This is a genomic window from Leptospira mtsangambouensis, from assembly GCF_004770475.1.
In the GTDB taxonomy this organism is placed as follows: domain Bacteria; phylum Spirochaetota; class Leptospiria; order Leptospirales; family Leptospiraceae; genus Leptospira_A; species Leptospira_A mtsangambouensis.
Genome location: NZ_RQHK01000002.1, coordinates 229,968 through 243,481, shown reverse-complemented (window position 1 = coordinate 243,481; position 13,514 = coordinate 229,968). Strand labels below are relative to the sequence as shown.

The following is a 13,514-nucleotide window of genomic DNA, read 5'->3' as shown; positions in this document are numbered from 1 at the left end:
TTAACTTTTAACAACACGCTCTGCGGATGCAATCATTTGTGATTTCATTCTCTCAATCACCTTACGATCTTTTGTTAACGCATAAAGCCTGAGACCACCAAGATAACTCATATAAAGTTCATAACTCAATGCCTTAACAAGCTCAGGTCTTAAATTTGGAGAAAAGTTAAGAATACAAGTTTCCACTGTTTCTAAAACATGATGAACTGCTTTATTTCGATAGGCATCAAACTGACTTAAATGAGAAATTTCACCAGAAAAAAGAGCAATGGGGCAATCCTTTCGAGAAGTATTTCTTTGATTTCTGACAATAAAGTTAACCCATTTTTCAATGAAGTCCGACATATTATTTGCTTTTGCCAGAACTTTTAACATAACAACTCTTTGTTGCTCGGAAAGATAATTTAGGTATTCAAACCCAATATCATCTTTGGATTTGAAATGATCATATAAGGTTTTTTTGTAAGCTCCAGCCTTATCCAAAATTTCTGCAATTCCAGTGGCCTGAAAACCTTTTTCACGAAACAATGCAAAGGAACTTTCTAAGATTTTTTGTTTGGGTTTCAAAACGAGGATCCTCCGATTGTTTATAAAAAACGTTTATTCTTTAGAATCATTGTTAGGATAGGAAAGAACTACATTTCCAGTTTTGTCTTTGATCTGAGAACGCCAAATCAATTTTCCTTCCTTAAATTGAATCTGCAAGGATCCATAGTTCTCTTCCCTAAAAGCCTGCCCAAGTTTATATTCTGAATCATATTCCAATGGCAAAAATGGAAGTGGTAAATTGAGAGAACTGGAAGTGATTTCGATTAACTTTCGAGTCTCTGATAATGGAAATTCATATATTTCTGCAATATGCCTATCTCCTGAAAGAATGACTAGATCCTTGGCTTTTGTTTCCCTTAAAAGCTGAAATAGTCTTTCCCTATCATTTGGAAAGTTTCCCCATTTTTCAAATGGCTGTTCTGTTGGAATCACTTGAATTCCCGAAACTAAAACATGTAAATCGGAAGGTTTATTGAATTCTTCAACTAACCATGCCCATTGCTCTTCTCCTAATAGTGTGGCATCCGGTGAATCATTAGGACGATAACGAGCTTTGCCTGTAAAATAAGAAAAAAATGTCCGCTTTAAAGGTGAACGAAAGTATCTTGAGTCAGGGATGATGATGTGAATTTTTTTCTTTTTAAATTCTAAAAAATAAGAATGAAAAATTCCTTTTCCCTCTTTGGTTCCAAAACTTCGACCTTTTGGCATAATAGATCCCACGAAAGAAATAAATACCTCGCGACTTTTTACTTTGTCGGTATATTCTCCCCCACTATCATTGATCCCATAATCATGGTCATCCCAAGTTGCCAGAATTTTTGATTGTGCCCTGATCGTTTTCCACTCAGGTCGGAGAAATTGTTTTTTGTACGCTGGGATTTTTTCTTCAGCAACCAAACTGTCTGCGTAAATATTATCACCTAACAGAAGAATCAGATCAAATGATTCTTTTTCCCATCGCCCAAGGATGGGACTTTCTTTGTCTTGGTGAAGGCAGGAACCAAATCCAATATGTAAACTTTCACGATCCTTTCCCAATACAGAAGACTGAAAAAAAAGGAAACAAATGCTTGATAGAAAAAACAAAAAGAAAGTAGAAAACTGCTTCATATTGGGTTCACCAAAATTATAACGTTATCTAAATTTTTTTAGATTTTTTCTCGATTCGTCAATCGGAAATCTATTAACGTCCTCCTGTATAAAAAGGAGTAATCCGATATGGGTATACAGGATTGTATCGCATCACTTCAGTCCCATATATATCACGCCTGTAATACCAAGGTGAAAACCGATAAAACCCTCTTCTTTGTGAATAACTTGAAAAGAAAACAATACTTTGATAGTATTCATTTGTGACATGTAAGTCATATCCATAACCTGCAAAGGACCATTCGATCGGAAAAAAATCACCCGCCACTATCACCTCAGATTCCTGATACATATCTCTTACTGATCGCCTATCGCCAATGGCACAAGGTTCCATGCGACTGGGGACAGGTCCTTCCATTAAAACTAAACATTCTGAATTGTATCCATGTTTCTCTGCATAAGCCAGTTGTCCATGTGGCCGTTTGTCCAAGGTATGATAAAAACCCTTAAAATATGATTTTTTATCCACAGGGGTACATTGAAACAAAGAACCAAATGTAACAAATAGAAGAAGGAATGGCAACCTAACCCAAACCAAAAGTTTCATGTTGCCATTCTAAACAAAAACTAACAGAGATGCGATGGGAGGTTCCCGCAATTGCGGATACTACCTAAAACCTTTGGGAACCTTTTGAAATCGTTACAGAAACCCTACTCCCAATTTATTAAAGTTTTCTTAAATTGATTCTGTATGGAGTGATACTAGAAGAAACGGGCCGACCTTGGCATTGGTAACCGGAAGGATCCACTAACCCAGTGGACTGAATGGAATATGATTTTCCAACTTCAAGGGAAAGAGTTAGGGTTTGACCCGAACCTGTTGAATACAGATCTGTGTTTCCATCCTTTAGAAAAACATGATAATCGAATCTTGTGGAATTACAATTGGAAGAACTCAAAGTTTGCCGCCCTGAGCTACCAGAAACTTCATATGTGCCAGACTTTTGCACTTGGACAGTTCCATTCACAAGTTGGTTGCTACAAATCGAAGTTTGCCCTTCTCCTAAAAGGATAGGAGTATTCGCATTTGCTGTTGTTAAGAAGAAACATGGTGGGTTTGTTAACACCGCAAGGACAAGTGCATCGGCAACCGGATCACCAGTGAGTTTTGTACCTGGAATTAAATTGTTTTCTTCATTGGAAGAACAGCTGAAACAACATACAAATAGAATGGGAAACACAATCAACAGCTTACGCATAGAATACCTACTTATTATTTTCTAAATAGGTCAAAAATCCTTATACTTGGTTCCCCATTCTGGAATTTTTTTTAATTTTTAACTACTTGGTCCAAAAGGATTATGTTTCAAAATCCGCATTTTGAATCAACGATACATACAAATTGACTCGTATAACAGACAGATGCATTGGCGCAAGTATGCGGAGCAGGACCTCGGCAAGTGGAAGTAACTGCCAAAGGTTTACAAGTGCGGTTGTTTTTTTCGATTTCCGATACCACAAGGACATTGGCAGTTGTTTGGAGTTTTACTGATGGATCTGTTTTCAGTTGGGCTGTGATTGTATAGGAACGAAACTCATTTTCCGTGGTTTCCAATGGTGTTCCATAAATTTCCCCGGTCTCTGGTAAAATTTGGATTCCTTCAGGTAAGGAAGGTTTGGTGACAAATTCGATTTCTCCTAAATTCCGAAGGGTTTGAAAGGAATTAGTTGCAAACAAAGAAATTGTGGGGCTGATTGGCAATCCCTGTTCCCATTTGAAAGGTCGAAGTACGAATGTTTTGGAACCAAAACAAGGTAAGGTAATTCGGTTTTCGCTCTGGGAGGAGGAAGGAAATACAAAAGATTCTTCAGGACAGAGAATTACGGAAACTGTGATCTTTGCGTCAGAAACTTCAGTGAATTTTAGGAATTTGGAATACCCTTCACCAAATAACTGTTCTTCGCTTAGTTCTTTTAAATTTTCACCTTCTATGGAAAAAATCGAATTTTCCATCGCGATGTTCGGAGACACGGAGTTTACTTTGAACGAATTTTCTGATCCAAAACTATTTTCATTTTTTTGATCCCCTGAAACAGGCGATACCAAACTAAGAAGATTTAAGAGCCATGGTTCGCCAAATTGAGAACCTTTTTCGGAACAACTAAGAGCCAATAAAAAGAAGGTCACCAAAGAACAAACCTTCAGTGTCAAAAAAAGAATTATTTTTTTTGTCATCGAAACCACCTCTACTAGAGGGGTGGTTTCGATATGATTTGGTTGGTTAAAAAAAATTTAGTCTGAAAGGATTATTCGCAGGAAGCGGTCATTACTTTAGAACCTTGATTATAAGCCACTGCCACAAAACGATTATCTGCATAAACAAGAGATTTCAAACCAATTTGCTCTGGTGCGACTTGTGATTTCCAGTTGATTCCATCTTGCGAAATCATAATCCGATTGGTTCCAGTTAATGAAAGTGCTACATATATACCTTTTGCATAGGTAACGGCTCTCCAATCGTTTGCTTCTGCAGCTGCGCGTGCAGTCCAAGTGCTCCCGTCAGGCGAAGTCATCACCCGATTGGTTCCTGTTCCAGTTGCAGATACAGCAACATATAGACCGTTTCCATAAGCCACGGAAACCCATGCATTTGTGTCTGTTGCAGCATGAGCCGTCCAATTGATTCCATCAGGAGAAGTCATGACCCGTTTGGTTCCTGTCTGAGCAGTTGCAATGAACTGTCCTTTATGAAAAGATACATGTAGAAACTCATTTGCTTCAGGAGGAGTGCGACTTGTCCAAGTAATTCCATCTGGGGAAGTCATGACCGGTGTAGCAGTGTTTGCCGCCACCGCCACAAAAAGACCATTTCCATAGGCGACTGATTGCCAGGAAGCAATTGCCGCTGCCGCACGATCTGTCCAAGTAATGCCGTCCGGAGAAGTGACTACTTGGTTCCCGCCCATAGCATTCGCAGCAACTCCAACAAAGAGTCCGTTTCCATAAGTAACGGATTGAAACGGATTTGCCACGGTGAGATTACGACTTGTCCAAGTGATTCCATCGGGGGAGGTCATCACGCGATTGGTTCCGTCGGCCGATATAGCAACAAAGAGTCCATTCCCATAAGTAATCGAAGTCCACTGGTTTGTTGCCGCTGGAGTGCGGATCGTCCAATTCAGTGTTTTATTTTGGCAACTTAAGTCTTCGGAGGAACTGTTTGCTGAGGCCGCTGCCCCAAGCAAAAGTAATGCTAGGGAATCATTATTGTCTGACTTCGGAGTACAACCGATTGCAGAAAGAATTAACAAACTTGATACAAGAACAGATAGGGAAAATTTTCTCATTTTAGAGCACCAAAAATAAAATTTAACACTCATCATTCGAATTAACGAATGGAGTGTCAAATCGCATTTTTCATTTAACAATTATTAGTAAAACAAGGATTGAATTTTTTTCCCATCTGGAATCTAACTATGATTTGTATTGATTTTCGCTACAAAGGGTCCAAGGAACCTTTCGACCACCCTTGGACCTCCACATAACCAAAACTTCAGATCCCAATTCGATTAGAATCATTCCGATTGGATGAATTTTTTCCACCAACGCTCCATTAGGTTGGGTTCACGAATTTTCACAATTTGCCCAAATTTGGGTGTTAGGAGATCAATTTTATAAACCTCTGCCTGTTTTTCTAATGATTCAGCCGGTTCATACCAACTGTGCAAAGACAAATTGAACATCCCCCAATGGACTGGCACAAGTCGTTTCCCTCTTAAATCCAAATGTGCTTTGGCTGTTTGTTCCGGCAATACATGGACCGCTTCCCACATTGGATTGTATTGTCCATTTTCGATGAATGTTAAATCAAATGGTCCAAATTTATCTCCAATGTCTTTGAAATGTACATCATATCCGGAGTCACCGCTGAAATAGAATCTTTCTTTTTCACCAATCACAGTCCATGAAGACCATAAAGTTTTATTTCCATTCATTCCTCGCCTTCCCGAAAAATGTTGGGCAGGTGTACAAACAATTTTTAGTTTTCCCAGATCCAAGGTCTGCCACCAGTCTAACTCCGTTAGGCGATCTTCGGAAACACCCCACTCTTTTATATGCGAAGTAACACCAAGTGGTGTGATGAACTTTGTTTTTGTTGATTTAAAAAATTCTATGGTTTGCATATCCAAATGGTCGTAATGATCATGAGAAATGATGATGTAATCAATTGGTGGGAGTTCTTCCAACTTTACCACTGCATCTTGGAATCGTTTCACCATAAAACTAAAAGGGGCGGCAGACTCCGAAAACACAGGATCAAAAAACAAAAGTTTCCCTTCTATATTCACAAGAAAGGTGGAATGCCCAAACCAAATGAATTTTATATTTTCATCCGGTTTTAAAAACTCAGCAAAGTCTGGTTTTTCTTCCGGTAACTTCACATCCGGTTTTTGGTGTTTGTCGCCACCGAAGATAAATTTAAAAAAAAGAGAAAAGAAATTTTGTTTCTCTCTCATTTTCTCTAATACATCGGGTCTACGATTTACAAATTGTTCACGACTCTCGTCATAATGAGTGGATGTTTTTATTTTCTCAAGGTGGGAACCTTCTGGGTCCTTGCCGAAAGCTTTGCATTGGGTAAGGGAAAAAACAAAAAATAAAAATAGATAAAATGGTAAATATCGCAAATACTTCTCTCCACTAAATGAATCGCAGTTTAGACTCATTCAATGGAACAAAAAGTAACTTTGTCGCCCTTCATTTTTCCAGCGTTTTTAATTTTTCTTTGGCTTTGTTGTACCAAAACCCGGTTTTTTGCATTTCCATGATGGATTGTAAAAATTTTATTTCTGCCGACTTCTGATTTTTTCCAGATTTCAAATCAAAAATCCATTTTTCTTGGTCTGGATCCATTCTCCTTTGGTAAAACTCTGAGTTGTCTTGCACTTGGTTGAACTCAATTGTAAAACTTGATTTGTTTGAGAATAAGGAAGTAGATTCAGGAATCACTTTTGTTTTGATTGTAAAAATTCCTAAAAAAACGATTTCCCCTGGTTTTCCATTTATTTTTAAAGTTTTATAACTCTTGTAAGGGTTTAAACGAGATTGCATGTTCACTCGACATTTGTCACCGCAACTTCTTGTCCACTTGAGTTCTCGTATCAAATACTCTTTATCTCCGTTTAAAATATTCGGATTAAAGGAGGAGTTTTTTGCGGAGTTGGAATAAGAGACGTACGACTTTTCTTCTTCTTCAAAATAATAAAAAGGATTTTTGGTAGAATTTCCTTTAAAAGATTCCCTGGTTTCGTCTATCTCTTCAACTTCAAATATTTCGATGTTTTCCCCACGCAAAGATTGTAGTGAAACAAAACTACTAGCGATTAATATATCTGTTCTTTCTGTTTCATCAAATAAAATAAAACCTACCAATGTTTTTCCGCTTTCGTCTTTTTTGTCTCTTGGATCAAACAAACGTTCCGTGGTGGACTTACAGGAAAAACTTAGAATCATAAAAAAAATCAGAAAAACTCGGAAAACGATCATTTGAATAGAAAACATTCTGTTATGTGAGGAGAATTTATAAACACTGTCAACAAAATTTAACTTGCAATTAGGTGGTATTTTCCAAAAATTTGCTGATGCAACGTAAATTTAGAATTTCCTTTTATTTCATTATATTAATATTTCTAACAACAAACTGTATATCTTTTGCAAACAAAATGCCTGAAGTTGATGAAGTCTTTATGAAGGGTATGAAAGATAATCCAACTTCAAAATCAATCACCATTTATCCACCTTCTTTCATCAACCACCCAGAAATCGTCGTTACAGATGCAAAAAGAATCAAACTTGCCTTTGAAGAATCTGGATATTTTAAATCAGTGAATTTAGGCGATAAAGAAGATGAAATTTATGCTTTAGTGTTTTATTCAAGAAAAGCAGACACGGGAAATGGGCCACTTATCGCCGGATTAACCTTTGGAATTATACCAGGAATCGGTAATGATAAAATCTCAACAGAGATTACTTTTAGAAATAATGAAACGGGAAAAGCAAAAGCTTATACTCGCGAATCAGAAATTAAAATTTATATGGGTTGGATTTTTCTTCCTCTCTGGCCTTTTTTTCCTGAAACACCAGAATTGAAAAAAATTGTGCAACAGCAGGTAAATTCAATTTTAAAAGAAGCAAAGGTAGATGGAGTGATCTAAACAAACTCAAACGAGAAAACTATGTCAATCTTGGATTCATTTTCAAATTCCAAGATTGGGAGCTCTAACCCTCTACTTTCATTTAAGGCTTGCGAAAAAAATTACTCAGACCAAATCCTAGATTTTAGATTCAAAACCCTCTTTTTCCAGTTGCATTCACCTACTTACCCAATACAGTAAGGAAAGGTCTCGGTATGCCTCAGTATCTCGCTCTTTTATTTTTGTTCTTTTTTTCCCTTTTCTGCCACTCAAAACCTGAAGAGAATCGTCCTCGTATAGCAAGTTTCCATGCAATTCAAGATGGAGAGATTATCAAAAAATCAGAAGGTGACCTTCCATCAACTATTTCTTTGTCCAACGCAGAATACCGTAACCTCGGCGCAGGGCTTTCAATTCCCGTAAGAATTGCAGTGGTTTGCGTCTCATCCAAAGAGGCAAGTTACTCCTATCACTTTGAAACAGAAGAACAGTCCATCATCTATTCCGAATACTTAAAAAGCAAAGCAGCACTTTACGGAGCAAAAAAATCTTATTCTCGTTTGAAATACCTAGTGGAAAACCAAGCGGCTGCTGGCAAAGAATTGAACGATGCCAATGTTCAGTTACAACAAATGAGTGCATCGATGGAAGAAAATTTAAATCGTCTTCGTATGCAAGGGATACCGATCGATAAATTAACAAAACTCAAACCAGGAAATATTTTGATCGTCGGAGACATCCCTGAAACAAAATTAAATCGAGTTAAAATTCAATCTAGATTATATATTAAGTTTTCTGCCTTTCCTGGTGAAAGATTTGAAACACGAATTGATTCCATATCCGATGTGATTGATCCAGTGAGTCGAACAGTCAAAGTTTTAATCGTTACAAAAAATACCGGTAACCAATTCAAACCAGGAATGTTTGGCACTGGACAAGTTGAACTAGAAAATATTGAAGCACTCTCAGTCCCAAATGAATCTATAATTTTAATCGGTGATAACAGCTATATTTTCAAACAGGTAGATTCTAGTAGCTTTCAGCGAATCCAAGTTGAAACGGGAATCGAAACAGAGGAATATACACAGATTTTATCAGGACTTAAAATTAACGATAGAGTTGTATCTCATGGATCAACATTATTAAAAGGACTAAGTTTCGGTTACTAATGGGATTTATTCGTTTTTCTCTTAAAAATTCACCAATCGTATTATTTTGTTTTTTAATGATATCTGCTTTTGGGATTTATTCAGTAACACATTTAAAAATTGATGCTTATCCAGATGTATCCGATACAGAAGTTATTGTAATTACAAAGTTTGATGGCCGCGCCTCTTCCGAAGTTGAGAAATTAGTATCTATCCCCTTGGAACGCGCGTTAACTGGTATTCCTGGATTAACAACTACTAGGTCACAAAGTATTTTTGGATTGTCTGTGATTCGTTTGACATTTAAAGACCACACCGATGAATATTTTGCAAGAAACCAAGTCAATGAACGATTAAAATCCATTCAATTGCCAGAGGGAACGGAAGTTCCTGAACTTGGACCATTAACTTCTCCTGTCGGGGAAATTCTCAGGTATGCTGTTGAAGGTGACGGAATGCCCACGATGGAGTTACGAAGCATTCAAGATTGGGAGCTGGCACCTCGGCTCCAACAAATCCAAGGTGTGGCTGATGTCATTACCTTCGGTGGTGATATCAAAGAATATCAAATTGAAATCAATCCAATCAATCAGGACAAATACAATGTCTTCCTAAGGGACTTGGTCTTAGCTATTGAAGAAAACAATGCAAATACAGGAGGTAACATTTTTAAACATGGAAACCAAGCGATACCTGTTAGGGCACTAGGTGCAATAGAAAACGAAAAAGATATTGAAAACATCATTGTTACAGAGAAAAAAGACATTCCAATTTATGTAAAAGATATCGGGAAGGTACGAGTCATTCCGCATCCTCCCAAAGGGATTTTAGGGTATCGATTAAAATCAGGCAAAGAAATCAATTCAGGTGTACAAGGCATCATCATGATGCGGAAAGGGGAAAATCCAACAGAGGTATTACGATTAGTAAAAGATAGAATTAAAAACCTGGAAGGTTTTTTAAAAAATAAAGGTGTGCGTCTTCGAATTTTATATGATAGAGAAGAACTCGTATCGAATACTTTAAAAACAGTAGTGAGAACTATGATGGAAGGAATCACAATCGTGATGATTGTTTTGATTTTTCTACTAGGTAATTATCGCGTAGCCCTAGCAGTTGCAGTCACCATTCCATTTTCTTTATTATTCTCATTTTGTTTAATGCATTTGATTGAGATTCCTGCAAATCTTCTCTCTCTAGGTGCCATCGACTTTGGTATTATTGTAGATAGTTCTATTGTGATTATAGAAGGAATCATAACAACCATTGCCATTTCTTCGTTATCAAAAAAGAAATTATCACTGGACGAAATAATCCTACGTTCTTCTGACCATACAGAAAAAGAGGTTTTTTTTTCTATCGCGGTCATCCTTTGTGCTTATCTTCCGATATTTCTTTTTGAACGAGTGGAAGGAAAACTATTTAAACCAATGGCCTTTGGTTTGGCATTCACACTCATTGGTGCTTTGTTATTTTCTCTAACGGTATTACCGGTTATTTTTTCTCGTTTTTTTAATGAAGAACATCGCCGCCAAACAAAAGAACTATTTATTCTTACGCAAGCAAGAGCTTACTTTCTTCAGTTTCTTCATTTTTTTCTAGACCACTCAAAAAAAATAAGTATTCGTATTTATATCGTTGTCGCAACACTTCTGTTTTTTGTTTTCATAGGACTTGGAACAGAGTTTTTACCAGAATTAGATGAAGGTGCAATCAATTTTCGATGCAAATTACCCACCGGAATTCATTTAGATAGGACTGCAAACGTAGCCAACTTGTTGAGAGAGACAGTTGGAGAATTTCCAGAGGCCAAGGTAATCATTACTCAATCAGGAAGGAACGATGATGGAACCGATCCATTTGGTCCCAATAGAATTGAGGGTTTGATAACCTTAGAAGATTATTCAAAATGGAAAACAGTTGGTTCAAAATCTGAAATGATCGAACGAATCAAAGAGAAGTTTGAACGTATTGTTCCCGGTGCTAAGTTTAGTTTTTCTCAACCCATTCTTGACAACGTCGCGGAAGCTGTGACAGGATCAGCGGCAGACCTATCGATCCAACTTTCAGGTAGGGACGTTTCTGTCCTTTGGCAAAAAGCAACGGAAATTGAGTCTGCTTTGGAAAAGATTCATGGTGTCTCTGCCATTGGGATCGAACAAGAGGGACCAAATACGGAACTAGTGATTTCAATTGATAGAGAAGCTGCCGCAAGGGCAGGAATCAATTTTTCTGACATCCAAGATATAACGGAAATTGCTGTTGGTGGCAAAGAGATTAGTAAACTTTACCTAGATAATCATATTTATAATATCACAGTTCGATATCCAGAAGAGTATAGAACGTCTGTGAATTCAATCGGGAATATTAATATCAAAAGTAAATATGAAAGTAAATATCCATTATCTTCTGTAGCCAAATTAGAACTGAAAGAAATGCCTGCAAAAATTGCTCGGAAAAACGGAAATCGGATGGTATCTGTTTGGATCAACATCGAAGGAAGAGACCAAGGTGGATTTGTAAACGAAGCAAAAAAAATCGTGGCAAATCAAATCAAACTACCTGCCGATGTTGAGATAGAGTGGGGAGGGCAATTCGAAAACCTAACAAGAGCAAGTAAACGTTTGATGGTTGCTGTTCCTCTTACATTTGCGATTATTTTGTTTATACTATACTTAATGTTCCACAATATTTCCGATAGTCTTTTGGTGATGTCGAGTATACCCGTTGCTGCACTTGGAGGACTTTCTTTTCTTTTGATTAGAGGAATGCACTTTAACGTATCTTCAGGTGTTGGGCTTATTTCTCTTTTCGGGATATCCATTATGGGAGGGGTTCTCTTTGTTTCTAATTTTAATCACGAAAAAGAAAATTCCCCAATTAAAACAGAAGAAGACCTTAAAAAATTAATTTCCCATGTTTCAGAGATCCAGTTCCGTCCAAGGTTTTTAACACTCACTACCGCGATCATTGGCTTACTCCCTGCCATGTTAACTAACGAAATTGGCTCCGACATACAAAGACCAATGGCGACTGTGATTGTAGGTGGTTTGTTATTTACTCTCATCATAGGAAATTTCACCATTCCCCTACTCTGTTACCTAAGTGAACAAAGAAAATTACGCCATGCGCAAATCTAATTGTAATTTATTTTATTCAATTGTTTGTATTTTTTTAACTTGTTGTTTTGTTTGTTTACCAATTCTAGCGAAAGAAAAATCGAAAAAAGAATTCACATTCGATGAAGCCATCCGTTTTGCACTTCAAAACAACAAACAAGTGGCAATAGCAAAATACGAAATTGAATACAGCAAAGCAGATAGAATTACCGCGGGGCTTCGCCCTAATCCTTTTTTGAATATTGTTGCAGATGTTTTACCTTACAACCCTACCTCAAAAGAATTTGACCCTAATAGAAATCAATATGGTGTAAGTTTTGGCTTTATTTATGAAACAGAAAACAAACGAGAGGAAAGGATCAATGTTGCAAACAAACGATTAAAAATGGAGGAACTCATTTATTTAGAATCGCTCCGCAAAATATCTTTGGGTACAGGAAATTTGTTTATCGCTACTCTTGCAGCTAGAGAAAGATATCTACTGGCAGAAGAAAATCATAAAAACCTCGTCAATATTGTAGAAATTAACAAAATAAGATTTAAAAAAGAGGACATATCTAAATTAGAATTACTAAGATCGGAAGTAGCCCAAGATCAATATGCAGTTGCAAAAGTATCTGCCCAAGTTGATTATTTAAAACTAAAAAATGAACTCATTGTTGTTTTAGGTTTAAATCCAAGTGAGATGGATATTATCCTATCTGGAAATTTAGATTCTTTAAAACAATTACCTACAATTGATTCAGATCGATTATTAAAACTAGCTACAGAAGGAAGACCTGACTATTTAGCCCTTGCAAATGCTGAAGATGTTGCTTTAGCGAATTTCAAACTACAGAAAGCAATTGCAGTCCCCAATGTCAGTATACTATTTGATTCGCTCGTCCAACAAGATCAATTTATGTATGGAATGTCCGCTAATTTAGAATTGCCTGTCTTTTCCAGAAACCAAGGTGAAATTGCCAAAAGCCAATCTGCCAGAAAACAAGCTGCGTTGTTCCGCGAAGAATTATATTTGAACTTAGCCAAAGAAATGGCAATTACCGAAGAGGAATTAAAAGTTAGGTTTGATGCTCTTGAACAAATGCGTCAGATATCTTTACTAAAGTCACAACAAGCTGTCAAAATTGTAGAACTAGCATATAAAGGTGGTGGATCCACCTTACTTGAGTTTTTAGATACGACAAGATCCTATAACGAAACGAGATTAAAATACATTGATGCTTTAGTAGAATATGAAAGAGCATTATTAAATTTAAAGTACATTGCCGGTTTTGATTACGCACCGAATTGAAAAATCAAGTTAAATGAATAACCTAAGGTTCTTAATCCGAGTTTGATTCATCCTCCACCGGGTCAAAACCAGGAATCTGAATTACTTATTACTCAGTATAGAAAATTTGGTTGCTAT

Annotated in this window: 12 protein-coding genes; 4 read left to right on the top strand and 8 right to left on the bottom strand. The window is 36.9% G+C overall.

Annotation, left to right across the window (positions count from 1 at the left end):
* The 8 genes from EHR01_RS01040 to EHR01_RS01005 form a co-directional block, all read right to left on the bottom strand.
* Positions 1–567: a TetR/AcrR family transcriptional regulator gene (locus EHR01_RS01040; RefSeq protein WP_135692733.1), complete on the bottom strand. Its 567-nt coding sequence runs from the start codon at positions 565–567 to the stop codon at positions 1–3.
* A gap of 33 nt (positions 568–600) precedes the next feature.
* Positions 601–1,662 (bottom strand): alkaline phosphatase D family protein, encoded by a 1,062-nt coding sequence (locus EHR01_RS01035; RefSeq protein WP_135692731.1) that lies wholly within the window; start codon positions 1,660–1,662, stop codon positions 601–603.
* Positions 1,663–1,735: 73 nt separating this feature from the next.
* Positions 1,736–2,248 (bottom strand): hypothetical protein, encoded by a 513-nt coding sequence (locus tag EHR01_RS01030; RefSeq protein ID WP_135692729.1) that lies wholly within the window; start codon positions 2,246–2,248, stop codon positions 1,736–1,738.
* Between the two features lie 118 nt (positions 2,249–2,366).
* Positions 2,367–2,900: a hypothetical protein gene (locus EHR01_RS01025; protein ID WP_135692727.1), complete on the bottom strand. Its 534-nt coding sequence runs from the start codon at positions 2,898–2,900 to the stop codon at positions 2,367–2,369.
* A 107-nt stretch (positions 2,901–3,007) separates the two neighbouring features.
* Positions 3,008–3,877 (bottom strand): putative Ig domain-containing protein, encoded by an 870-nt coding sequence (locus tag EHR01_RS01020; RefSeq protein ID WP_135692724.1) that lies wholly within the window; start codon positions 3,875–3,877, stop codon positions 3,008–3,010.
* A gap of 71 nt (positions 3,878–3,948) precedes the next feature.
* Positions 3,949–4,989 carry a DUF6242 domain-containing protein gene (locus tag EHR01_RS01015; protein ID WP_135692722.1) on the bottom strand — a complete coding sequence of 347 codons (1,041 nt, stop codon included), beginning with the start codon at positions 4,987–4,989 and terminating at the stop codon, positions 3,949–3,951.
* A 228-nt stretch (positions 4,990–5,217) separates the two neighbouring features.
* Positions 5,218–6,330, bottom strand: a complete 1,113-nt coding sequence (locus tag EHR01_RS01010; protein ID WP_135692720.1) for an MBL fold metallo-hydrolase — start codon at positions 6,328–6,330, stop codon at positions 5,218–5,220.
* 70 nt (positions 6,331–6,400) lie between these two features.
* Entirely contained in the window at positions 6,401–7,156 is a 756-nt protein-coding gene (locus EHR01_RS01005; RefSeq protein WP_135692718.1) for a hypothetical protein, read from the bottom strand.
* 209 nt (positions 7,157–7,365) lie between these two features.
* Here EHR01_RS01005 and EHR01_RS01000 point away from each other — a divergent pair, with 209 nt between their 5' ends.
* The 4 genes from EHR01_RS01000 (at position 7,366) to EHR01_RS00985 (ending at position 13,397) form a co-directional block, all read left to right on the top strand.
* A complete protein-coding gene (locus EHR01_RS01000; protein ID WP_135692717.1) occupies positions 7,366–7,857 on the top strand; it encodes a hypothetical protein in 492 nt (163 codons plus the stop codon).
* Positions 7,858–8,051: 194 nt separating this feature from the next.
* Entirely contained in the window at positions 8,052–9,005 is a 954-nt protein-coding gene (locus EHR01_RS00995; RefSeq protein ID WP_135692714.1) for an efflux RND transporter periplasmic adaptor subunit, read from the top strand.
* Positions 9,005–12,124 carry an efflux RND transporter permease subunit gene (locus tag EHR01_RS00990; protein WP_135692712.1) on the top strand — a complete coding sequence of 1,040 codons (3,120 nt, stop codon included), beginning with the start codon at positions 9,005–9,007 and terminating at the stop codon, positions 12,122–12,124. Before EHR01_RS00995 ends, EHR01_RS00990 begins: the two co-directional genes overlap by 1 nt.
* Positions 12,111–13,397, top strand: a complete 1,287-nt coding sequence (locus tag EHR01_RS00985) for a TolC family protein (RefSeq protein WP_135692710.1) — start codon at positions 12,111–12,113, stop codon at positions 13,395–13,397. Before EHR01_RS00990 ends, EHR01_RS00985 begins: the two co-directional genes overlap by 14 nt.
* Positions 13,398–13,514: the final 117 nt, after the last annotated feature.